The sequence below is a fragment of the Rhodococcus sp. UFZ-B548 genome (assembly GCF_903819475.1).
Lineage (GTDB): Bacteria > Actinomycetota > Actinomycetes > Mycobacteriales > Mycobacteriaceae > Rhodococcus_F > Rhodococcus_F erythropolis.
The window spans coordinates 1-23,009 of the sequence record NZ_CAIJDS010000022.1 but is presented as its reverse complement, the minus strand read 5'-3'; the positions used below and the strand labels follow the sequence as shown (position 1 = coordinate 23,009).

At 63.6% G+C, this 23,009-nt stretch carries 14 protein-coding genes; 10 read left to right on the top strand and 4 right to left on the bottom strand.

Annotated elements, in window-relative coordinates:
* The first annotated feature begins 2 nt into the window (after positions 1 to 2).
* The 4 genes from H7C86_RS19305 to H7C86_RS19290 all read left to right on the top strand — a co-directional run bounded on the left by H7C86_RS19305 (position 3) and on the right by H7C86_RS19290 (position 5,473).
* Positions 3 to 2,537: an ABC transporter permease gene (locus tag H7C86_RS19305; RefSeq protein WP_031333659.1), complete on the top strand. Its 2,535-nt coding sequence runs from the start codon at positions 3 to 5 to the stop codon at positions 2,535 to 2,537.
* Between the two features lie 67 nt (positions 2,538 to 2,604).
* The gene (locus H7C86_RS19300; protein WP_020970172.1) at positions 2,605 to 3,051 is read left to right on the top strand and encodes a hypothetical protein; all 447 of its coding nucleotides are present in this window, start codon (positions 2,605 to 2,607) and stop codon (positions 3,049 to 3,051) included.
* Between the two features lie 107 nt (positions 3,052 to 3,158).
* The gene (locus tag H7C86_RS19295; protein WP_007736177.1) at positions 3,159 to 4,334 is read left to right on the top strand and encodes an acyl-CoA dehydrogenase family protein; all 1,176 of its coding nucleotides are present in this window, start codon (positions 3,159 to 3,161) and stop codon (positions 4,332 to 4,334) included.
* Between the two features lie 8 nt (positions 4,335 to 4,342).
* Positions 4,343 to 5,473: an acyl-CoA dehydrogenase family protein gene (locus H7C86_RS19290; RefSeq protein WP_182262082.1), complete on the top strand. Its 1,131-nt coding sequence runs from the start codon at positions 4,343 to 4,345 to the stop codon at positions 5,471 to 5,473.
* Between the two features lie 58 nt (positions 5,474 to 5,531).
* On the opposite strand, the gene H7C86_RS19285 is transcribed toward H7C86_RS19290, so the two are convergent.
* Positions 5,532 to 6,878: a DUF5691 domain-containing protein gene (locus H7C86_RS19285; protein WP_080910921.1), complete on the bottom strand. Its 1,347-nt coding sequence runs from the start codon at positions 6,876 to 6,878 to the stop codon at positions 5,532 to 5,534.
* A gap of 104 nt (positions 6,879 to 6,982) precedes the next feature.
* Here H7C86_RS19285 and H7C86_RS19280 point away from each other — a divergent pair, with 104 nt between their 5' ends.
* Positions 6,983 to 8,212, top strand: coding sequence for a hypothetical protein (locus H7C86_RS19280; protein WP_047888028.1), 1,230 nt, complete (start codon positions 6,983 to 6,985; stop codon positions 8,210 to 8,212).
* 136 nt (positions 8,213 to 8,348) lie between these two features.
* A complete protein-coding gene (locus H7C86_RS19275; protein WP_019749294.1) occupies positions 8,349 to 9,119 on the top strand; it encodes a hypothetical protein in 771 nt (256 codons plus the stop codon).
* Positions 9,120 to 9,121: 2 nt separating this feature from the next.
* On the opposite strand, the gene H7C86_RS19270 is transcribed toward H7C86_RS19275, so the two are convergent.
* Positions 9,122 to 10,069, bottom strand: a complete 948-nt coding sequence (locus H7C86_RS19270) for an aldo/keto reductase (RefSeq protein ID WP_007732210.1) — start codon at positions 10,067 to 10,069, stop codon at positions 9,122 to 9,124.
* Between the two features lie 183 nt (positions 10,070 to 10,252).
* On the opposite strand from H7C86_RS19270, the gene H7C86_RS19265 reads away from it, so the two are divergent.
* From H7C86_RS19265 to H7C86_RS19255, 3 genes are read left to right on the top strand one after another with little or no spacing between them, the layout of a single operon-like run.
* Positions 10,253 to 10,678 carry a hypothetical protein gene (locus tag H7C86_RS19265; RefSeq protein ID WP_029255779.1) on the top strand — a complete coding sequence of 142 codons (426 nt, stop codon included), beginning with the start codon at positions 10,253 to 10,255 and terminating at the stop codon, positions 10,676 to 10,678.
* Positions 10,678 to 14,781 carry a cation-translocating P-type ATPase gene (locus tag H7C86_RS19260; RefSeq protein WP_182262081.1) on the top strand — a complete coding sequence of 1,368 codons (4,104 nt, stop codon included), beginning with the start codon at positions 10,678 to 10,680 and terminating at the stop codon, positions 14,779 to 14,781. Before H7C86_RS19265 ends, H7C86_RS19260 begins: the two co-directional genes overlap by 1 nt.
* 11 nt (positions 14,782 to 14,792) lie before the next feature.
* Positions 14,793 to 15,074: a hypothetical protein gene (locus H7C86_RS19255; protein ID WP_020970168.1), complete on the top strand. Its 282-nt coding sequence runs from the start codon at positions 14,793 to 14,795 to the stop codon at positions 15,072 to 15,074.
* A gap of 69 nt (positions 15,075 to 15,143) precedes the next feature.
* Here H7C86_RS19255 and H7C86_RS19250 read toward each other — a convergent pair whose 3' ends face one another.
* The gene (locus H7C86_RS19250) at positions 15,144 to 20,627 is read right to left on the bottom strand and encodes a carboxyl transferase domain-containing protein (RefSeq protein WP_182262099.1); all 5,484 of its coding nucleotides are present in this window, start codon (positions 20,625 to 20,627) and stop codon (positions 15,144 to 15,146) included.
* Between the two features lie 508 nt (positions 20,628 to 21,135).
* The gene (locus H7C86_RS19245) at positions 21,136 to 21,906 is read right to left on the bottom strand and encodes an HD domain-containing protein (RefSeq protein ID WP_019749288.1); all 771 of its coding nucleotides are present in this window, start codon (positions 21,904 to 21,906) and stop codon (positions 21,136 to 21,138) included.
* A gap of 216 nt (positions 21,907 to 22,122) precedes the next feature.
* On the opposite strand from H7C86_RS19245, the gene H7C86_RS19240 reads away from it, so the two are divergent.
* On the top strand, positions 22,123 to 22,854 hold the full coding sequence (locus tag H7C86_RS19240) for a GNAT family N-acetyltransferase (RefSeq protein ID WP_084325852.1): 732 nt from the start codon (positions 22,123 to 22,125) through the stop codon (positions 22,852 to 22,854).
* The last annotated feature ends 155 nt before the right edge of the window (positions 22,855 to 23,009 follow it).

Genomic DNA, 23,009 nt, shown 5'->3' with positions numbered 1-23,009 from the left:
ACATGGCTTCGGTAAGCAACTCGCCGATGCGCAAGGTTTCCCTGCGCAACTTGGCGGCACACAAGGTGCGACTTGCGCTGACGGTTCTCTCCGTGGTGCTTGGCACGGCTTTTGTCGCGGGGTCGTTCGTTTTCACCGACACCCTCCAGAAGACTTTCGATTCGATCTTCGAGAACACCGCCCAGGGCGTCGACGTCCGGGTATCGATGGAAGAACGCAACACCAGTGGTGTTCCGGTGGAGGATGTCGACAAACTTGCGGCGGTCGACGGCGTCCGAGCGGTAGCCCCGGCCGTCAGTGGACAGATCGTCCTGATCAACGCAGACGGCGGCGCTGTTCAGACCGGCGGCGCGCCGAGTATCGGTCAGTCCTACCTACCGCCGGGCCAGGCGATTGCCGAACCCGACACCTTCGTCGAGGGCGCGCCTCCGACGCAGACCGGTCAGGTCGCGCTGAACACCAGCGCCGCCGAGCGAGCCGGACTGAAGGTGGGGGACTCCGCCAAGGTTCTGGCACCGGCCCGCGGAATCGTGGACGTGACGTTGTCCGGCATCTACGAGGGGGCGGGCAGTGACACCGGCGGGTTCATCGGCGCGCTCTTCACCGACGAGCAGGCCCGTGGACTCTTCACCGACGGCCAACACGTCGAGTACATCGACGTCGCGGGCGACGGGGTGTCGCAGACGGAACTGCAGCAACGCGTCGAGCAGGTTTTCCCCGATCTCAAGGTGCAGACCGGCGACCAGGTTCGTGAGGAGACCAAGGCCGAGGTCGACTCGGCGCTGAGCTTCATCAACTACTTCCTGTTGGCGTTCGGCGCGATTGCTCTGCTCGTCGGAACGTTCATCATCTACAACACCTTCTCGATGATCGTGGCGCAGCGTCTTCGTGAGCTGGCGCTGCTGCGTGCGATCGGTGCGAGCCGAGCACAGGTCGGCCGTTCGGTGGTCACCGAGGCGCTCGTGGTCGGACTCATCGGCAGCATCATCGGTCTGCTCGGCGGTATCGGTCTCGCCTACGGATTGCGCAGTCTGCTCAACACATTCGACGTCGGTCTGCCGGAAGGCCCGCTCCAGGTGGGTGCCCGCACGATCATCGTCGCGTTGGTGGTCGGCGTCGTCGTCACGACGCTCAGCGCTTACGCCCCGGCTCGTCGTGCGTCGAAGATCCCGCCGGTAGCGGCCATGCGTGAGGAGTTCGCCTCTACCGGTGACTCACTGCGAGTGCGGACGTTGATCGGTGCGATTCTGGGCGTGATCGGTGTGGCACTGCTCGTGTTCGGCTCTCGCGGTACCGGTGGTGGGGCTGCGTTGATAGTCGGACTCGGTGCGTTCTCGTTGATCATCGCGGTTCTTCTCGGGGCTCCGGCGCTGTCGCGACCGATCGTCGGTGCGCTAGGTGCCGTGTTCGCCAAGCCGTTCGGCGCCATCGGGCGATTGGCCCGTACCAATGCGGTGCGTAATCCTCGCCGTACGGCCGCAACGGCATTCGCGCTGACTCTCGGTCTGATGCTGGTGACGGTCATCGGAGTGTTCGGTTCCTCGGCCAAGGCGAGCATCAATGCTCTTGTGGACGTGGGTGTCTCGGCCGACTACATCCTGACCGGTCCCAACGCGATCGGTGTGCCGCGAGGTGCGGCCGACGCGGTCCGGCAGGTACCCGACGTACAGAGCGCGACGTCCTTGCACGGGGTGCGCGCGAAGGTCGACGGTGAGGACGAGCAAGGCGCTTCGTTCGACGGACCGATCGAAGGCGTGCTCGAGTACAAGATCCTCGAGGGCACGGTCGATCTGACCGGCAACAACATGCTCGTCTCGAAGTCGACTGCGGATGACAAGGGCTGGACTGTCGGCTCGACCCAGACGTTGACCGGTCCTGGCGGCGTCGAGTACCAGACCGTTGTCGCGGGAGTGTTCGAGGACAACCAGCTGATCGGCTCGTGGATCGTCTCGGACGAGGCGTACCGGAAACTGATGCCGGCCGAGAGTCTCCCGGACTTCGTGGTGCTGGTGAAGGCGAAGCCGGGTGCGGAGCTGACCACGCTGCGATCCGAGCTGGAAACGGCCACGGAGAAGTACGTCGTCGTCCAGGTGCAGGATCGTGAGGAGTTCAAGGGAACTCAGGGCCAGCAGATCAACACCTTGTTGGCGATCCTCTACGGACTGCTTGCACTCGCGGTCGTGATCGCAATCCTGGGCATCATCAACACCTTGGCACTGTCGGTGGTCGAGCGGCGACGAGAAATCGGAATGCTGCGAGCTGTCGGCATGCAGCGCGGACAGATGCGACGCACGATCTACCTCGAGTCCGTGCTCATCGCGGTGTACGGCGCGGCGGTCGGAGTTGTTCTCGGCATCGCGTTCGGTTGGGCCTTCGTGAGCACTCTCGCGGATCAGGGCCTCGACAAGATCACGATCCCGTGGGGTCAGGTGGTCGGAATGCTGATCGGCTCGGGTGTGGTCGGTGTCTTGGCGGCGCTGTGGCCGGCCAACCGAGCGGCCAAGACGAAGCCGCTGGAGGCGATTGCAGACATGTAGGGCCTTCGGCCCCGTGCGCACTTTTGGTAGCGGAAGCAGCCGAAAGTGCGCACGGTACCGTTGCCACATGAGCACCCTTCAAGAAGTCGGCGAACGTGAATCCTGGCGCTGCTGGCTGTGTGACGAACCGGTCGATCCCGACATGTCCGTCAATGATCCGCGCGGCCCGAGCATCGACAGCATCAACACCGCAAAAAAGGGTGGCAAGACAAAAGGTGGCGTCGAACGCTTGGCGCACCGCGCATGCAACACCAAGAAGGGTGCGGTCAAACCTGTTGTGGAATGGCCGGATCGGCTGTTCGTCGTGGATCCCGCTCCGATCATCGGGGTCGTCGAGCAACTCGAGCGCAAGGGTGGCCGCGTCGCCGTCGCTCGCTGTCCCGGCAAGGACGACGCCCAGGAAGCGTCGGATTGGTTGATCGATCGGTTGTCACGTTTGGCTCCGTCGTTGAACGTGGAAACGAGCATCGACGCCGCGGGCGGGGGCTACCTGTTGGTCCTCAAAACCGTGTAGAAGGTCGGCCCTGAGTGCCGTCTTTCGCGGTACCTGTTCCGCCTCCATGGTCGTCGGGGTACGGTCGAACCGAACATGAATCCGGTTTCGAGTGCGAAGGAATCCCGATGAACCTGGCATTGACCGACGAGGAACTAGCGTTCCGCGACGAGATGCGGACGTTCTTCCGTACGCAAATCCCCGCGGACATCAGGGAGGCGTACGCCCACGGCGAGGAGTTGGGGCGCGACCGTATGGTCGAGGCGCAGCAGATCCTCAATGCTCACGGTCTGGCGGTACCGCACTGGCCGGTCGAGTGGGGCGGCAAGGACTGGACCCCGGTCCAGCACAACATCTGGCTCGACGAACTTCAGCTTGCGTCGGTCCCCGAACCGTTGGCGTTCAACGCCAACATGGTCGGTCCGGTCATCGCAGCCTTCGGCTCGCAGGAGCAGAAGGAGAAGTTCCTTCCCGCGACCGCGAACCTCGACATCTGGTGGTGCCAGGGATTCTCCGAACCCGAGGCCGGCTCCGACCTTGCTTCGCTCAAGACTCGCGCGGTCCGCGACGGCGACGACTGGGTCATCAACGGTCAGAAGACCTGGACGACGCTGGGACAGTACGCCGACTGGATCTTCTGCCTCGTGCGTACCAATCCCGATGCGCCCAAGCGCCAGGCAGGTATCTCGTTCATCCTCGTAGACCTGAAGACGCCTGGAGTCACGGTCCGCCCGATCAAGCTGATCGACGGCGGCTACGAGGTCAACGAAGTGTTCTTCGAGGACGTCCGCGTTCCGGGAGAGAACCTGGTCGGTGAAGAGAACCAGGGCTGGGGCTACGCCAAGTTCCTGCTCGGCAACGAGCGCACCGGTGTCACCCGTGTCGGTTTCTCGAAGGTTCGTCTGGCCCAGGCCAAGGCCCGCGCTGCCGAGGTCAAGGTCGGTAACGGGACCCTGCTCGAAGATCCGCTCTTCGCTGCTCGCCTCGCCGAACTCGAAAACGAATTGCTTGCCCTCGAGCTCACTCAGCTCCGGGTGGTCGCCAGTTCCGCTGACGGCCAGCCGAACCCGGCGTCGTCGCTGCTCAAGCTTCGTGGCTCCGAATTGCAGCAGGCGAGCGTCGAATTGCTGATGGACGTGGCCGGCCCTGATTCACTGCCGTACGACGCGGGCAGCGACATCGCCTCCGCGAGCTGGGCGCAGCACACCGCCCCGACGTACCTGAACTACCGCAAGGTATCCATCTACAGCGGATCGAGCGAAGTGCAGCGCAGCATCATCGCCTCCTCGATCCTCGGATTGTGAGGCGTGGCATGGACTTCGAACTGAACGACGAGCAGAAGCTTCTCCGCGACACCACCAAGGACCTCCTCTCGCGTAGCTACGACGCCGAAAAGCGCAACGCGATCATCGACTCCGATCCAGGGTGGAGTCCGCAGGTCTGGAAGCAGTTGGCCGAGGTCGGCTTGCTCGGCCTGACGTTCTCCGAGGACGACGGCGGCATGGACGCGGGCCCGGTGGAAATCGGTGCGGTCATGACCGAGATCGGTCGACGCTTGGCCCCCGAACCGTTACTCGACGCGGTCGTGACGCCGGGCGGGCTCATCTCCGAAGGCGGCAGCGCAGAGCAGCGCTCGTCGATTCTTCCCGGAGTGGCCGAGGGCACCACGTTCCTCGCGTTCGCCGATCAGGAACCCGGAATCCGTTGGCCGGCAACCAAACGGGCCACCGCGGCGGCGCAGGTCGAGGGCGGCTGGACCACCACCGGTATCAAGAATCCCGTTGGCCACGGCGCGACTGCAGACATCTTGGTCGTGAGCGCTGCGCTCCCCGGCGGTGGCGTCGGACTGTTCCTCGTCAAGAGCGATGCCTCCGGCCTGGTACGCAAGTCCTACGCCACTCACGACGGGTTGCGCGGTGCGCAGATCGAGTTCACCGATACTCCGGCCGAAGCACTCGGTGACGGCGGTGACGCTTCTGCTCTGATCCAGGCCGCGCAGATCCGTGAGCAGGCCGCGCTGTGTGCCGAGGCTGTCGGAGCGATGGAAGAGGCGCTACGCCTGACCACCGAATACCTCAAGACGCGTAAGCAATTCGGAGTTCCGCTCGCGAAGTTCCAGACGCTGACGCACCGCGCCGCCGACCTGTACGTCTCGCTCGAGTTGGCACGCAGCATGAGTCTGTACGCAACGATGTCCCTTGCCGACGGCGTCGTCGATCCGGTGATCGCTTCGCGGGTGAAGTTGCAGATCGGGCGTTCGGCTCGGCTCATCGGCCAGGAAGCGATCCAGATGCACGGTGGCATCGGTATGACCGCGGAGTACCCGGTGGGTCACTACGTGAGCCGTCTCGTCGCCATCGAGCACACCCTCGGCAGCACCGAAGATCACCTCCGGGTGTTGGCCGCCGGTGTGGCTGATCACGAGATGGTCAGCGTGGTCTGATCTTTCACGATCGACACAGGGGCCGCATTCTGTTCGAGGGATGCGGCCCCTTTGTCGTTCAGTGGTGATTACGTAGAACGTCCAAGCGGAGTTGGCGCTGCTCGATGTTGACGGCGCTGTCGGTGAATGCTTGTTGCCACCCGGGGTCACTCGTTCGTGCCGCCGCGTCCTGCAGAAGCGGTACGGCGTCGAAAGGGAAGCGCGCCTGCACGCTTCGCAGAGTGGAAAAGTGACTGTGTCGCGAGTGAATGCCCAAGTCCTCACCCGTTGCAGCATGCTCCATCGCTTCGTTCTCCAATGCATTCAACAACTTCTCGGCGACGGCCAGGGGCCATGGACGGTCGATGCCGTCGAGTAGTGCGCTGCCGTCGACGCCCAGAAGGTATTCGTCCGCGTGGCCGGCAACGATGTATTCGACGCGCTCGCGTGGGTCCGCGATGGCGACGATTCTCCGGTCGGTCGTGCGCCCATCCCGCTCCAGAAATGCCGACGCCCACGCTGTGTTCTTCTGAAGAACTGTTGCAGCAGTCCATGATTCGATCATCACGGTGCGCCATTGCTTCTCGATGGGGATGGTGAGGGCCTCGCGTGGCGAACCGGCCATCGATTCCCACAGCGTCAGTGGAGTGGCGGTCACGACTTGCCGTAACCACCAGCGCCGGATGCCTTTGTTCTTGTAGTGGACGTCTTCGATGCCGTCACGAAATGCGAGGTCGTCGAGCGAGCCCGGCAATCGGACGGCAAGGCGCGGTCGCAACGGCTTCGTCTCGAGCCGGACCCACGACTTAGCCCGAGTGACCATGCGAGAGGCAAAAGGAGATCGGGGGAGTTGCCGTAGTAGTTGAATTGCACGCTCACGAACCCGCACGGCTGGATCGTCGAGTGCACGCTCGAGGAGGGTGTGATCGTGTTCACCCAGTCCGACCTCGAGGTGATCGAGGAAGTGCAGGCGGTTTGCGGTGGGCTCGTCGTCCCAGGCGATCTCGAGCTCCTCGCTCGCCAGTTCCGGGTCGACCGTACGTATGTAATCGAACCAGGCCGTACGGTCGTTCGGATCGGGCGATAGCCACAGTTCGTCCCGGCGTGACCCGATCCGCCGCAATTGGGCCCAATCGGGATTCTGCTCCGCCAGGTACTGCCCGCGTCGACCGGCGAGGCGAAGGAGCGCCTCGCGGTGCTCGGGATACTTCAGCGCGGCTTCCATGAAGAGCGGAACACTGGCCGCGGGCGCGAGGAATCCGCGTTGGTCGGCCATCGCGAACCATTCCGCGAGCGTCCAGGAACGTACCTGCAACAACGACTGGAGTTGTTCGATCGCGAGATCGGGAAGTAGTGGTTGAACCGCTGGAGGAGTCCGCGGTGCGCGCGAGTGACCTGCTTGCGCGTCTGATCGCAGGGAGGTCACCCGCCTACGGTATGGCAGAGGTGCGTCGGCTTCGGGAGCAGGGGTCGGGCGCGTGTCGGCAGATTCTGGAACAGTGGTAACCGGCACCCAGCAGGAGGCGTGAGATGACGGATGGCCGTGAGATGGCAGACGGAAATGGCGACGTCTTTGTCGTGGCGTCGGTGACCGAACGGCGAACGCTCATCTCCACCAGAGTCAGGGAGTGGTGTGCGGCGGGGACCGTCGAGTCGAACCGGCCGGAGTTGTCCGATGATGTCGCATTGCTGATCGCCGGCGGCTATGCGGACGAGTCGACGCGGTCGATCCTGGCGAACCGGCGCGGTGTCGGACGTTCGTTCCCGGAGATCGGCGGCTTTTCGGAGTTGAGGTATCTCACCGACGAGCTGGCCCGCACCAGGCGTCGACTGCTCGCGACACGCATCGGTCCCGTTCAGGTTGTCCTCGAACGGCGGGTGCAGACGCTGGACAAGCGCGTTCAGTCGATGCGATCGGCGATCGTGCATTCCAATCGTCACTTCGCGAGCAGTGTCCGTGCCATCCGCAAGGACCGCCGCGACGGTCTCCATCTCGACGTCGAGCAGCGCGAGGCTCTCTTTGCCGGGCTCACCTGTACGCCGGTTCCAGCCAAGCTGCCGGTGGGTCTCGGTGTCGTGGCCAGCAGTGGAAACGCAGCACTCGACAAACTCGCCGCCCAGTTCGGGAAGGTCCAGGGAACCGGTGTCATCGCCGATGCCGGAAGACGTATCGCGGAAGTCCTCGACGGACTGGTCGATTCCGAACCCGAAGGACGCGCCGGTGAGTACGACGCACTGCTTTACCTCGCCGGGAATCTTTTCGACCGGATCGAGAGTTCCAGCGCGTGGCATTCCGATCACTTCGTCATTCAACGTAATCAACTGGACTTGGCAGACGAGATCACGCAGATCGCGGTCGATACCGTAGCGCTGCGTTCGATACTCGCAGAGCTGGACGACGCGGCTGCGCTGGCACGCGACGAGGGAACGCGAGCCGGAATCGCTTCGCGAAGGGAAGCGCTCGGCACGGTCTGGGACCAGCTGGTCGAGCGCGTCGCGGCGCTCGCGCGGATCGGTGACCTGGTCGCACGGGCCGAGGATCAGTTGAGTTCGCAGCGTGCGGTTGCGCATGCAGCGAGCCTCGACAGCCGGATCGACGACCTCCTCGCGCGCTCTGGTTCACGTGAACTTTCGGCTGCCAACACGCACTACGTCGGGGATCAATTCGACGGTGTGGAAGAACTGATGTTCGCTCACCGGGCGGCTCTTTACGGGGACATTGCACTGCTGACCTCCGGGAACGAGCGTCGGGCGCCGTAGTCAGGCTGTCGCCGGAGCTGTAAGGTCGAAGGTACTGACCGGCCGCACGATCGAAGAACAGGCCGAGAATTCGCTCTTTGCTCGACCCCGATGCCGATCCGGTGATGCGGGCGTACCCGCTCGAGACAGGTCGATCATGGAAGACACCGCAAGCCGCGGCATCAATGCGTTCATTTCCGAAGCTACGCAGCGTGGGGGCAAGGCTGTCCGCCTCACGCACTCACGTCGTAATCCCGTCGAGGTGACGGGCGCAGACGGCATCAGCCGAATCGTCCGAGTGCGTTCCAAGCTCGACGGTGACTGGCAGGCCAGGCGTCAGGACGAGTCGCTCGAGAGCGACGACACGCGCTCCGAGTTCTGGGTATTCGTCGACCTGGCTGCAGACCCGCACGAGTTCTTCATGCTGCCCTCCAACGAGGTCGCGGACGACATCCGTGCCGAGGTCGACCTGTGGATCATGGACAGCCCCGGACGCAATCGCACCGGACATCACGCGATTCCGCGCGGACGCGTCGTACACGGTCACGATCGTTGGGATGCGCTGGGCCTGGCCGCGGTCAAGGATCCGAGCATTTACGTGGAGGCCCCGGTTGCGACCAAGCGCAAGACGTCGCCGGTCGCCGCGAAGAAGCGTCGCGCCAGCGGTGTCGAGGAGATCGAAGTTGTCGACAATCGCCTCGAGATGACGGCTGATTGCCATGGATACCGCTGGGTCGGACGCTTCGACGAAAGCACCGAGGTCGTCGAGATCATGCGCGGACCGATGGAAGGCCGCCGATTCCCTGATCCGACCGCGGCCGCCAATGCCGTGACCGGTCACATTTCAGGCGACACCGAGAGCCATGACGGCTGGTCGTTCTGGACGATCAACAACACGGCCCTCGGCGCTCATCTCAAAACTGCCTGATTTCAGGCGCCGACTGCCGCCGACACCCGTTCGAGAGTGTCCAGTTCATTCGACGACAGCACCAGATTCGGGGCGTCCAGTAGCGCCGGGAGCTGCTCCGGCCGGCTGACGCTCGCGATCGGTGCGGTGATGCCAGGTCGAGTCAGCAGCCAGGCCAGCGCGACGGTCGAGATCTCGCTGTCGTGTGCCTGCGCGATTGTTGCCAGTTCCGCGACGACGTCGAGTCCGGCGTCGCTGAAGTATCCGGCGGTCAGTCGTTCGCGGGAGCTGCCTTCGATGTCCGCGCGGGTCTTGTACTTTCCGGTCAGGAAGCCGGAAGCGAGAGCGAAGTACGGGAAGACGCTGATGTTGTTGTCGGTGGCGATCTGCGCGAGTTCGGGTTCGTACGACTTGCGGTGCACCAGGTTGTAGTGCGGTTGCAGCGCGATGGGCGCGGCGTACCCGTTCTCCTCGGTGATCCGCAGCCACTCCCGGACGCGGTCGGGGCTGTAGTTGGAGATTCCGAGATAGCGAACCTTGCCCGCGACGACCAACGCATTGAAGGCTTCGAGAGTTTCCTCGAGCGGAGTCTGCGGGTCGTCGAAATGTGCGTAGTACAGATCGATGCAGTCCGTCTGCAGGCGCTGCAGCGACGCCTCAGCTGCGGCCGCGATGTTGTCGGCCTTCAGTCCCTTGAAATCGGGATGGCTACCCACCTTGGTGGCGACGACGATGTCGTTCTGCAGTCCCCGATCGGTGATCCATTTCCCGATGATCGTTTCGGATTCCCCGCCGGAATTGCCGGGAGCCGACGCCGTGTACGAGTCGGAGGTGTCGATGAAGTTTGCACCGGCTTCGGCGAACGAGTCGAGGATCTCGAAGGACGTCTTCTCGTCTGCTGTCCATCCGAAAGGGTTGCCGCCCAAGCTAAGTCGGAAGATGTCGAGGTCCGAATTTCCGATGATCGCCACTGTGTGGAACTCCCGTCGATGAAGGTGGTCGCTGCATCCCGCACCGTACCCTCTCACGGCGCTGACGATGGCGCGCCCTCGCCAGGTTCGCCGAAAAATGTATCGGATCGTGATTGCCGCCGTCGGTGTTGGGTATGGCCTCAAATACTGAATTCTTCGATGGACTGCTGATAGGAGCGTCCGATGATGATTGTCGACGAAGCCACCCGCGTCGTTCGTGGTGTGGCAGACGCAACGACGACGGTGGCTGGAGCCGTCGGTGGTGGAGTGATCGGTGGAGTGACGGGCGGGATACGCGGAACGGCGGAGGGCGTCCGAGACGGAATTCGTGCGGGTAGTTCCTCGACGCCGACCGCGGTTCTCACGATGGCCGCCGTCGGCGCGGCGGGATTGGTGGAGTGGCCGGTGCTCTTGGCGGTCGGCGGCACGGCCCTGGTACTTCACGAATGGGATCGCAAGAGCGCGCGGCCCGATCGTGCGGTCAAGGCGGTTGGGCGCGCGACCAAGACGGAACCGGCAAAGAAGGAATCGAGCGGAAACTCCCACAAGGCGGCCAGTCGGTCGCAGGATCGAACTCACAGTTCTTCGCACACTCGATCCACTCACTGATGTTCTCAGCGATGGCCCGGCGTGCGGTGTCGGTGGCAACTTTGCCGCCGCGCCTGGCGTTGTCGGGTCTGGCGTTGGTCGGTGGTTCGACGATTCCGCGAACCGCTGTCAGTGACGTGGCGCTGCGGACCGGCACTCTTGCGCTGGCGGGCGTCGGGATGATTCCTGCAGCAGCGGGATCGATTCTTCGTGCGCCGCGAATGCCGGGTTCCGCCTATGTCTCGGCGGCGGCGTCGGCGATCAATTATCAACCCCGGGTGCGTCGGCGAATCGAACAGCGCCTTGGCCGTTCGCTCACCGACTTCGCATTGGAGTCGGCGACGTCGTTCGCGGATGTTCTGACCTATGCGCCTGCGTCATTGGGTGTGGATTTCGGGCTGCGGACGATGCTGCTGCGCGAAACTCTGGCGGCGCGAAACTCTCGGCTGGTGTGGCCACTCGAACCTGGCGCTCGCGGTTCTTCCACGAGGCGTGACCCGAGTGGTCCGGGGGAGCGTTATGCCGACAGGATCGCTGGGGTTCAGCTGGCGGCTGGGGCTGCACTGGCTACTGTGTCTGCCGGCGGTGACACCGTTGCGACGAGCATCAAGGTTTCGGCGCCGCGGCCGCTTCGGATGTCGCGCGAATCGTTCGCTGCTGGTTTGTCATACGGTCTGTGCCGGACGCACCACGTCGCCGTTTCGGACCCCGCGGCTCTACGCATGCTCGATCGTGTCGATACCGTCCTCGTCGATCCGAGTGTCCTTTTCGAAGACGCGCTCCGGGTTTCCGACATACGAGAGGTGTCCGAGTCGGACCGCGTCGTGGTGTGGGCACATGCCAGGGAAGCGCTTGACGCCGGCTCGCTCGGGGTCGGAAGACACCGCATCGACGGCGCCGAAGTTGTCGTAAGACCGGTGCGAAAAGGGTTGGCGGAATCACTGATAGGTGAGATACGCGCGAGCGGAGTCGCAGCGGCCACGATCGACGACGACGGGCTCGGATCACTGCGAAGCGGATTCGACGAGCTCTATCCGGCGCCATCGACTCCCGAAGCCGGCCTGCGCGAAGCTCTCTCGGCACTGGTGGCCGAGGGTCGGACAGTTGCGATCGTGTCGAGTAGGGCGATAGCGGGGCAGGCAGTGCTACGCATCGGGATTTCACCACCGAGTGGCGAGCACGTGAGTGCCGACATCCACACCGACTTGGCCGGGGCGTGGCGGGTCGTCCATGCGCTCTCGGCTGCCCGAACAGCGACGAGGCGCGGCGTCGAACTCTCCTCGGGTTCTTCGGCATTGGGTGCCTTGATTATGCTTCCGGGAATTCGAGGGGCTGGGCCGGGGCCGGTCACGGCTGGTTCGGCCGCGGGACTGTGGACCGGATACACCCTGTCCCGATCTGTGATTCAGGCTCCCGCCCCTGTCGGTGCTCCGAGCGATAGCTGGCATGAGATGGACGGTGATTCTGTCGTTCGCGAACTCGCCGAATCCGTCCGGCATACGCCGCAGCGCGCCGACGCTCGTGTGCGAGCGCCCGCACGCTTCAGGTTGATCCGTGACGGATTGTCGGCGTTGCGAACAGAATTGGCGGATCCACTCACGCCGGTGTTGGCAACCGGCTCGGCGGCCAGTGCAGTCCTCGGTTCACCGGTAGACGCCGTCCTGGTCGGTTCGGTTTTGGTCGGCAATGCCGCGATGTCCGCTGTTCAACGACTTCATTCGGAACGGGCAGTGCAGCGACTTTTGCGGACTCAGGAACCGGTAGCTCGGCGAGTAACCAACATTGGCGAGGTCGAGACTGCGGCAGACGCGCTCGAACTCGGTGACGTCGTGGCCCTCGAGTCCGGGGACATCGTGCCCGCCGATTGTCGACTGTTGATCGCCGAATCGCTGGAAGTCGACGAGTCGTCGTTGACGGGGGAGTCCATGCCCGTCGACAAGCAGACCGACCCGACCCCTGGGATGCCCCTGGCCGAGCGAAGGTGCATGGCCTATGCCGGGACAACAGTGCTTGCCGGCTCCGGTCGTGGCGTGGTCACGGCCACCGGAGCTCGAACGGTGACCAGGCGCGCCGATGTCGGTGTATCCCGATCCGGACCTGCTGTGGGCCTGACCAACAGACTGCGCGAACTCACCAGGGCGACTCTGCCGGCCAGTATCGGCGGCGGAGCGTTGGTGACAGTCGCGGGTCTGATTCGTGGTACCGGTCTGCGCCGCGCCGTCACCGGAGGCGTGGCCGTTGCCGTGGCCGCCGTGCCGGAGGGATTGCCTCTGGTTGCGACCCTTGCTCAGCAGGCGGCAGCTCGAAGGCTCACTGCAGCAGGAGTGTTGGTGCGTGCTCCACGTTCGATCGAAGCGCTCGGGCGTGTCGACGTGGTCTGCTTCGACAAGACCGGAACCCTCAGTGAGAACAAGCTACGGGTGGCCGCGGTCGAACGCGTCGACGGTTGGGGCGAAAGTGAGATTTTGGAAGTTGCGGCGCGCAGTGCTCTGGGAAGTCGCGACGATCGCGTGTTTCATTCGACGGACGCCGCCGTCGTCGATGCAGCCGAACAAGCTCTGGACGAGGCTCGGGTTTTCGGTGATGCCGACGCGCTCAACCTCGTTCCGTTCAGGTCTGGGCGGCCGTACTCGGCAGCCCTACTGGGCAGACGGATCGCACTGAAGGGTTCACCGGAATTCGTGGCGGAGGCAGGGCGGGATCCGAATGCTGTGTCGGCGAGCCACGTTCAGAGCATGGCCGGACGCGGACTGCGGGTGGTTGCCGTCGCACAGCGCGAGTTGTCGGAACACGATGCGCGACGCGCTGCGGAGGACTCGGAATTTCTCGAACAGTGTTGCTCCGAGGGGTTGGAAGCGGTCGGCCTTCTCGGACTCTCGGACACGCTGAGACCCGAAGCAACGCAACTTGTTCGAGAACTTCAAGGCAACGGACAGCAAGTGCGCGTGCTGACCGGGGATCATCCGACAACAGCGGCGGCGGTCGCCACCGAACTGGGGATGGATGTGGCGCGTGAGGACGTGGTCACCGGTCCGGACTGGGAGAACTTCTCTCGCGCAGAACGACGGAACGCCGTCCGCGGCAGCAGCGTCTTTGCGCGCGTGACACCCGAGCAGAAGGTCGAGATCGTGCAAGCGTTGGAGACTGACGGGCGCGTGTGCGCCATGGTCGGTGACGGCGCGAACGATGCTGCGGCGATCCGAGTTTCCAGCGTGGGAATCGGGGTGGCGTCGACTGACAGCGATCCGGCGCGCGGCGCCGCAGACATCGTGCTCCTCGACGGCCGTGTCGGCGGATTGACCGACGCATTGGACGAGGGCAGTCAATTGTGGCGGCGGGTCAGATCAGCGGTGGGGGTTTTGCTCGGAGGCAACGCGGGTGAAGTCGCATTCGCTCTGATCGGTTCTGCGCTGTCCGGCGAATCACCGCTCAACGCAAGGCAGTTGCTACTGGTCAATCTGATGACGGACGCCTTGCCCGCTGCTGCGCTTGCGGTGAGCACCCCGTCCGAGAACGGATCCGAGAAGTCCGAACAGATGGACACTCATGCGTTGTGGCAGACGATCGCTGTCCGCGGCACTGCCACGGCAATCGGTGCGCTGGCAGCGTGGCTTATGGCCCGGACGAGCGGCAGGCGGCGGCGAGCGTCGACGGTGGCGTTGGTTGCCCTGGTGGGCACCCAACTGGGGCAGACGCTGCTCGAATCGCGCAGTCCGCTGGTGGTCGCAACCGTTGCCGGGTCCGCTGCGGCGCTGGCGACGCTCGTCAGCACACCGGTGGTGAGCCAATTTCTCGGTTGCACGCCGCTCGGTCCGATTGGGTGGGGCCAAGCAGTGGGCTGTGCGTCGGCGGCGACGCTGCTGGCGGCGCTGGCTCCGCGGGTGTTGGAGCGGATCGCCGCAACTGAGGAGACTGGAACTGAGGAGAGCGCGGAAGGTCAGTCGACGATTCGCAAGATCCCGACGCGGACGAGCACCGCGTACACCTCCCGAACCGGGGGAGTCAGCGCTCGCGACAGCGTGGAAATCAAAGAAGCGGAAACCGGTGAATCGGACACGCTTGTGAGCGTCGCTGCTGGAAGTGGCACGTCGCCGAACTCCCGGGCGACCCGAGATGAATCCTGAGGAATCGTGACATGTCCCAGAACACCGTCGACCACACGAACCCCGTCGACCACCGCGCGGTAGTCGAATCCGTCCGTTCGGCCCGGACCTTCGAATTGGAGTTGCCGATCGTCGGTGCCATTCCGGTTCCGAGACCCGAGCAGATCGCCTATTTTGCGGTGATGGGACTGATGGTTGCGTTCGAGATCATCGAGTGGCCCGTGGCAGTCACCATCGCGGCGGGGCATCTGCTCGCAACAGAGCAGCACAATCACGTCCTCGAAGAGATCGGAGAGGCGCTCGAGGGCGTCTGAAGCCGGCGCGGTCCGGACACAAATCGAGCGGCCCCGCATTTCGCGGGACCGCTCGACGTGCGGAGAAACTTACTGCGCGAGTGCGCGCTTCATGCCGCGTTCGACTGCTGCGATGATCTGCGGACGCAGTTCTGCGGCAGGGACGATCTCATCCACCGAGCCGACCTCTCGGGCCCGCTGGATGTTGTGGATCGCTTCGAATTCGGATGCCACTTCGCCGAGCTTGTCGGAGCGGACGGCGATGCGCTGAGCGTTCAGTTCGACGCGCAGGTGTGCTTTCTCCGTGTCGTCCTTGGCTGCTGCCAAGTCTGCTTCCAGTTGCTGCACCTTCGGGTCGTTGTTGGTGCGGGTGTTCACCTCACGGGTGAAGACCACTGCGGCGGCGGGGGCGCCGCCGAGTACCGAGGCGAACGAACCTTCGACAGCAAGAACTTCCATGTTGTCGTTGAGCGCACCGGAGAATACGACGAACGCGCCGCCGTGGTAGCGGGAAACGACGCAGAACACGATCGGTCCGTCGAAGTTGACGATGGCGCGGCCGATCTCGGCGCCGTACTCGAGCTGGATGTTGCGCAGCGACTCCGGTGAACCGTCGAAGCCGGACAGGTTGGCCAGCACCACGATCGGACGGTTGCCGCTCGCAGCATTGATCGCGCGGGCCGTCTTCTTCGACGAGTTCGGGAACAGCGTTCCCGACGTCCAGGTGTCGGGACCGTCGGCGGGGAAGTGACCCTTACGCGGGATCGCGCGGGATTCGATGCCCACCACTGTGACCGGATGTCCGGCGAGGTGCGCGTCCAGAACGACCGAGGTGTCGGCGCCGGCCATGTCGGCCCAACGCTCGAGAACCGAGTGGTCCTGGTCGACCACCGACCGCATCACGGTGCGAATGTCGAAGGGCTTCTTGCGATCCGGGTTCTTCGCCGAGGAGAAGATGTCGCCGACCGTCTCGAAGTCGCTCGACGGGTGGGTGTGCGGGAAGCTACGTACGTCGCGATCGACGGGGTCCGTCGTCGCTGCGCGACGCGGGAACCTTTCGCCGGGAGCGAGGTACGAGTGTGCGTAGTGACGGAACAGGATCTCGCACGCCGCAGTGAGGTCGGGGGCCCAGTACTGCGCCTGGCCGTTGGGGCCCATGACGCGGTCGTAACCACCGATACCGAAGTTGTCTTCGGCCGACACGCCACCGGAGTAGTCGAGTGACTGCTTGCCGGTCAGCACCATCGCGCTGTCCGGGGTCATCACCAGAATGCCCTTGGTGTGCATCAACATGGTGGCTTCGGCGTTCCAGTAGGGCTGAGCGCCGACGTTGATTCCCGTGACGACGATGTTGATCTCGCCGCCGTTCTGGGTGAAGGTGATGATCCGGCGCAGGCCACGGGAGACCCAGTCCATGTTCTCGGTGCCGCTCTCCATCGAGATGGTGGCACCCGAGGACAGCGCAAACCACTCGACCGGAGCGTTCAACTTCTCGGCCAGGTCGATGGCAGCGACCACGCGTGAGCATTCGGCCTCGGCCACGGTACCGAGCGCCTTGGTGGGGTCACCGAAGAGCGCGACACGGGTCATTCCCTCGGGATAGCGCGGCGTCGGAGTGTTCACGAGGCCGACGACGATGCCGGCCTTGTTGAGCCCGTACGGACGCTCGACAGGTGAGAGGACGCCCGCTTCGTCGAAGTCGTGCTCGACGAAGGTGCCCTTGGTGCCGGTCAGGAGCGGAATCAACTCGTACGGGTACACCGTGCCGCGTGCCCGCGAACTCTGGACCTTCTGGGCGTACGCGTCGAGGGGGAGCAGCGGTTCAGTGGGAGGCGTGGTCTTGTTGATGACCACACCGGCACCTGCGCGGTAGGAGAATCGCAGCGCAACTTCCTTGGGCGCGCCACCCTTTCGGTCCTTCAGGCGGGTGATGAGTGTGATCTCCTCTAGCCCGGCGCCGACGGTCAGTCGGGCTGCGTTCTGGGCGATCACGGAGAAGCGTTCGCTGGGAACGTCGGCGACCGGCCACACGTAGAGCACGACGCGGTTGGCTGCGAGTCGACGCTTGTCCCCGCGCTGGGACTGCGCACGGCGGATGCCGTCGAGGCAGGCGGCAAGAGTGCGCTCGATGGCCGGCAGCGCAACCATCTGACCTTCGTCGTCGAGCTGCGGTGTCACGTCACGGATTTCCGCGAGAGCGATCAGGCGCTCGTCCTTCGGGTTCTCCTTGGCGGAGAGGTGGAACAGGTAGGTGTTCTCCGGAGCCGGCAGACGCTTGCCGTTGAAGTTCTTCAGGCGCCACATGTCCAGACGCTGACCCGTGAGCGGATGCATGTCGCGGATGATGTTGTCCTCGACCAGTTCACCGTCGATCGGGCGGAAGGTGACCCAGCGGACCGGCTCCCCATTCGGATTGCAGATGATCACAGTCGCGCGGCGGGACCGGGTGATCGTCTCGTTGCGCGAGAGTTCGGTGCGCAGCGTCTCGACGAGCGTGTCGCCGTCGGCGGGCTGATTCGGCCAGTCGAGGTAGATGTCGACTACCAGGCCGCGACCGGATGGAGCATCCTGCGCGATCGTAGCGACATCGTCGAGAGCCGTTCCGAGAGCGTCGAATTCGGCCACCGTCGAGACGAGATGCAGCCCGTCGCCCTTGAGGTCGAAGTTACCGGTCACGAAACGGCGGTCGACGTGCTCGAAAACGCGGACGTCTTCGAAGGAGTGAATCTTGTAGTAGCGACGCGTGATGACCTCGAGTAGAGGGCCGCCATCGCGGTTGCCAAGGCCGATCTTTCGACCCAACAGGTCCAGGAGCGGTTCGGGAGTGGCGACGAGGTTGGCGATTCGCTCGTCGAAATCGGCAGCGTCCGGCTGCTCTTCGAGGTAGGCGAGGTTGCCGCGTACTCCGTCGTAAACGTCTTCGCGAACCTTGCGGATGCGCGGCTCGTCGAAGAACCGGAAGCGAAGGTTGCGGGCGACGTCGCCGATGACGGGGTAGCGGACCTGCGTCGCGACGATGAGTCGATCGAGAACCTCGTTGAGCTCCTGAGCCGAGCAACCGGGAGCCTTGTCGCCGACGAGCCAGCCTTCGAGAAGTGCTGCAATGACCGGGATCTGGGCTTCCATGCGCTGCAGAGCCAGGAAGAGTCGGTACACCGCTTCCTCTACGGCCTGGCGATCTTCCAGATCGGTGACGTCGTAGTGGCGAAGTGCCCGTTCGAGTCTCGTGCGGAACGACGCCGGCAAACCTTCGCGCTCGGAGTCGAGTGAGTGCAGGAAGGTGTGGAAGTGCTCGCGGGGGCTGTGGACGGATTCGTCCTTCGCGGACTCACCCGAGGTGGGCTTGTTGCGCGAGAGTTCGCAGATGTCGGCGAAGGTGGTCAGCACAGCCAGTTCGGCCTGTACCAGTTCGCGGTCCTCGGATTCGAGTGCGCTGCGAAGTGCGTCGTACTCGGCCAGAACAGCGTTTGCGTGCTTACCGCTGACGTCGTAGCCACTGATCATCGCGGTCAGTGCTTCGAGCTGTGCCAACGCGTCGTCACGGGCGTCGGAACCGGAAGTTGCTGCCGGAAGATCGAATTGGACTCGCGGAGCCTTCTCCGTGACAGCTTCCTCGCTGACCTGGTCGACGCGCAGGAGCGGCGCGCCGGCATCGACCTGAGAGTTGACGGTAGCGAGAACTTCACGCACCTTGCCCGCGTACGGTGCGCGAACTGCGGTCTCCATCTTCATGGATTCGAGTACGACCAGGGTGGAGCCGGCTTCGACGTCGTCGCCGACCGCGACCGGTACAGCCACCACGACGGCGGGAGCCGGCGCGCGGACCACTCCGGCGTCGTCCTGGCTGATCTGGTGGCTGATGCCGTCGACCTCGACGAGATAGCGAGCCGGGCTCACGACGGAAACGACGTGGAAGCGCCGATCACCGATCACCAGCCGTGACTCGAAGTCGCCGAGACGATCGACGTCGACCTCGATGTCGCCGGCGTCTCCGTCGACGCGGTAGCGGTGCGGGCCGATACGCCCGACGGTCAGTTTGTATGCCTGACCTTGGTAGTTGAGCTCGACGGTACGGCCGATCGCGTGATTGGCGCGGGGACGGCCGCCACGTGCCGAGGCGAGGAAGGCCGCACGCTCGAGGGACTCCTCGGCGTCGTAAGCATCGATGGCGGTGGCGATCAGTGCGACGTCCGCGCGGCGCGTGGTTCCGGTGAGGGCGCCCGTGCGGTCGAGCCAGCCGGTATCCGCGGATGCCGAGATGACCTCGTCGCGATCGAGTAGATCGAGGAGGAACGACTTGGTGGTGGTGCCGCCGTCGAGTACGACTGTGGTTTCACGAAGGGCGGTACGCAGGCGCGCAAGTGCCTCGGAGCGGTTGCGGCCCCAGGCGATGACCTTCGCGACCATCGAGTCGTAGTCGGGCGGAATGACGTCCCCGGCAGCGATGCCGGTGTCGACCCGGATGCCGGAGCCGAGCGGGAACTTGAGGAGCTGAACCGTGCCGGGTGCCGGCGCGAAATCGTTGTCCGCGTCCTCGGCGTTGAGACGGGCTTCGACGGCGTGGCCGAATGCGGGCGGGCAGTCACCGACCAATTCGTCACCACTGGCGACCAGAATCTGCAGTTTGACGAGGTCGATTCCGGTGGTGACCTCGGTGATCGGGTGCTCGACCTGCAGGCGGGTGTTGACCTCGAGGAACGTGAAGAGCTTGTTCTCGGGCTGGTAGAGGTATTCGACCGTGCCTGCGCCCTGGTATCCGGCTGCCTTGACCAGTTCGGCGGACACCTTCTTGAGGTGGTCGGACTGTTCTTCGGTCAGGACGGGGGAGGAGGATTCTTCGATGACCTTCTGGTTGCGACGCTGAATCGAGCAGTCGCGAACGCCCGGAGCCCAGACATTGCCGTGGTTGTCGGCGATGACCTGTACCTCGACGTGGCGTGCATCGGTGACAAGGCGTTCGAGGAAGACGACGGGGTCGCCGAAGGACCGCTCTGCTTCGCCCTGCGTGCGCTCGAGTGCAACTTCGAGTTCGTCTTCGGCCCAGACTTTGCGGATACCGCGTCCACCGCCGCCGCTTCGGGCCTTGATGATCAGGGGGTATCCGATGGACTGAGCATGACGACGAGCGTCGGCGCGCGTTTCGACCGGTCCGCCGCTCCACGGGGCGACAGGTACGCCGACCTTCTCGGCCAGGATCTTGGCGGCAACCTTGTCGCCGAGCAGGCGCATCGCGTCGGCGCTCGGGCCGATGAATGTGATGCCCAGTTTCGCGACGATCTCGGCGAAGGCGGGATCCTCGGCCACGAAGCCCCAGCCGACCCAGACTGCGTCGGCCTTGGCTGCGAGGAGTGCTCGCTCGAGTTCGGCGTAGTCGAGATACGGGCTGCCGGTGCCGGTGCCGCGCAGGGTCACACCCTCGTCGGCCTGGCGGACGAACATGGCGCGGCGCTCGGCCTCGGTGTGCAGTGCAATGACGCGAATGCCGTAGTCGTGTTCGGCGTTCAGTTCGCGTACAGCCCTGATCAGCCGGACCGCGGCCTCACCTCGATTGACCACTGCGATTCGTTTGAACATTGTCACTGCCACCGTCCTTGATGAGATTCTTCGTCACGTACGTTGCGATATGAGCCGACCGTGTCCCACATACCCGGATTACCTGGTTCGTGAACTACGCCGCGATGCGCTGTGTTTCCCCCGGTTGCGCGTCGGCAAGTGATTGCCCTTCCGGTTCGTAGAGTCCCCTGCGCTCAGGCACGGCGTGCCTTGTACGCCACCCTGCAGGCGTGGACTCAGAACCGCTCCAATCACGAATCAGCAACATATTGTGTCTGCTTCCAGGGAATCCCTGGTTTATCTAAGAATGCAGTATGTCGACGCTCATGTCACCTGGGCGAATTGAAGAATATTAGTCAACGTGAACCACGGTTACACTTATAGCGTTAAATCATTGCAGTGCAATCGAATTCGACCCTGTGACACGGATCACGATGGTAATGAAATTGGCAAGAAAGTGAATACTCACTGGTAACAAAATCACGCATTCGGAGAATTCTCCCGATTGCTCGATTATTACTGATCGGTACTACTGGCGAGTATTTTCTATGTCCCCTCGGACCGTATTCGAGAAATCGCCTTCGATGGTTGCAATGTGCTGTGCGATCGCGTCGAGTCCTGCGGGAGGGAGCTGCAATGCGTTGGCGAGAGCAAGCGAAGCCCGCTTGAAGTGCTCCACGAGTGGTTCGTACTTCGTGACCAGCCTCAGCCTGTCGGTCTCGCTCAGGTACTTCACGCTTCCCGCGTTGTCGACGAAGTCGCTGAACTTCACGAGGAACACTGCTGGATCCGCGATCGCGCGGATGACGTGATCCTGGTAGCCGGTGGTGTTGTCGTGCGGGTAGTCGATTGGATTGGTCACTGCCTCAACAAGTTCGGAGATTCTGTGGCCGAAGTGCGAGGCGATGAGTGTTGACGCACGTTCTTGCGCTTCGGATGCAGACATGTCGTCCGCAGTCCGGCCACCGAGGAGTGCGATGACGGCGTGTGGTCGGTCCTCGACCGTGTCGTGAAGCGCGGTTGCGCTCAGGATCTCGACATCAGAGCACCCGTACCGAAGCAGCCGCAACACATTTCGTAGGGGATGAACGATGTAGGGATCCTCGTTTGACTTGATTCCGTTCTTTCTGAACTGATCGAGGTGCGCGAGGGTCGCGACCTCCATGGCGAGCCGCAAGGTTTCACCCGGGAGAGCCATCTCGTCGACGGCGCTCTCGATCGCGAAGACCAGCGTCGCTGCGTCCATTTCCTTCAGAGGTAGCTGGTCGAATGCAGATCTGATCGGGTCGGAGTGGCTCATGGCGAACAGCCTTTCGTTTGGTGTAGATGTCGCGACGAAAGTCTTTGTGAGAATCTGCCCTCGAACCGTGGTCGTCACCGGGCGTGGGGCGGAAGTCAGAATCATCTTGATTCTATCCGGCGACTACGACAGCAAGTGTTCCTAGCGTTGTGATCGAGGTGGGCGGGGAGTTTCGGTCGCCTCCATCACTGGAAGACTTGGATAGGAAGAGGTTCGATGACCACGGAGGCGACCCTGGCGTCGTTTGTCGAGACTGTTGACACGGATGTCGACATCCATCCACTGGACGATCCTGTGCGACAAGGTCTTCGCGGACATCATGCGCAATTCGCTCGCTGGGCAGGGAGAGTTGCGCGATACGACCCGACAGTCGCTCCGTTTGTCGGTCATCCGCCCGAGTTGGACGCCGAAGACTGGGAGAACCTACGCACACTCGTAGGTCCAGGCGGCACAGTAGGTTTACGAGGATTTGATCATCAGCCGCCGGAAGGGTGGCGCGTTGTGGATCAGTTCGGCTCGGTGCAGATGGACGGTTCAGCACTCGATGTCTCCGTTGATCCATCGGTCGAACTTCTCGGAAGGGGCGACGTCCCCGAAATTCTGGCGTTGATCGAGCGCACCAAGCCCGGACCGTTTCTTCCTCGTACCGTCGAGATGGGGAGCTACTACGGCATTCGCGTCGACGGAAGACTTGTTGCCATGGCAGGGGAGCGGTTGCACCCTCCGGGATGGACGGAAATCAGTGCGGTGTGCACCGACAGCGACTTCCGAGGTCGAGGCCTGGGTACGACGCTGATCCGTGCCGTAGCCGCCGGGATTCGCGAACGCGGCGAGCTGCCGTTTCTCCATGCAGTGCAATCGAATACGAATGCGATCAGACTCTACGAATCGCTGGGGTTCGTTCTGCGGAAGCGATCCCGGTTGACCGCGGTTCAGGCGCCTGCCTGATCGAATTCTCGCCGACGCCTGTGTTTCGGGCGCTCGGCCACTAGTCTGAACAAATGACAGTCGATCAGGCGTTGGACAGTGATTTCCTCACTCTTGCCGAGGTTGAGTCCAGCAGAGTGGTGTACGACCACTCGTCCTGAAACTGTGGGCGTGTC

Coding starts and splice junctions, on each gene's coding strand:
- H7C86_RS19255 (WP_020970168.1), top strand. CDS start 14,793: ATGTCCCAGAACACCGTCGACCACACGAACCCCGTCGACCACCGCGCG.
- H7C86_RS19300 (WP_020970172.1), top strand. CDS start 2,605: ATGAGCACCCTTCAAGAAGTCGGCGAACGTGAATCCTGGCGCTGCTGG.
- H7C86_RS19305 (WP_031333659.1), top strand. CDS start 3: ATGGCTTCGGTAAGCAACTCGCCGATGCGCAAGGTTTCCCTGCGCAAC.
- H7C86_RS19265 (WP_029255779.1), top strand. CDS start 10,253: ATGATGATTGTCGACGAAGCCACCCGCGTCGTTCGTGGTGTGGCAGAC.
- H7C86_RS19245 (WP_019749288.1), bottom strand. CDS start 21,906: ATGAGCCACTCCGACCCGATCAGATCTGCATTCGACCAGCTACCTCTG.
- H7C86_RS19275 (WP_019749294.1), top strand. CDS start 8,349: ATGGAAGACACCGCAAGCCGCGGCATCAATGCGTTCATTTCCGAAGCT.
- H7C86_RS19280 (WP_047888028.1), top strand. CDS start 6,983: ATGACGGATGGCCGTGAGATGGCAGACGGAAATGGCGACGTCTTTGTC.
- H7C86_RS19250 (WP_182262099.1), bottom strand. CDS start 20,627: ATGTTCAAACGAATCGCAGTGGTCAATCGAGGTGAGGCCGCGGTCCGG.
- H7C86_RS19260 (WP_182262081.1), top strand. CDS start 10,678: ATGTTCTCAGCGATGGCCCGGCGTGCGGTGTCGGTGGCAACTTTGCCG.
- H7C86_RS19295 (WP_007736177.1), top strand. CDS start 3,159: ATGAACCTGGCATTGACCGACGAGGAACTAGCGTTCCGCGACGAGATG.
- H7C86_RS19240 (WP_084325852.1), top strand. CDS start 22,123: ATGACCACGGAGGCGACCCTGGCGTCGTTTGTCGAGACTGTTGACACG.
- H7C86_RS19290 (WP_182262082.1), top strand. CDS start 4,343: ATGGACTTCGAACTGAACGACGAGCAGAAGCTTCTCCGCGACACCACC.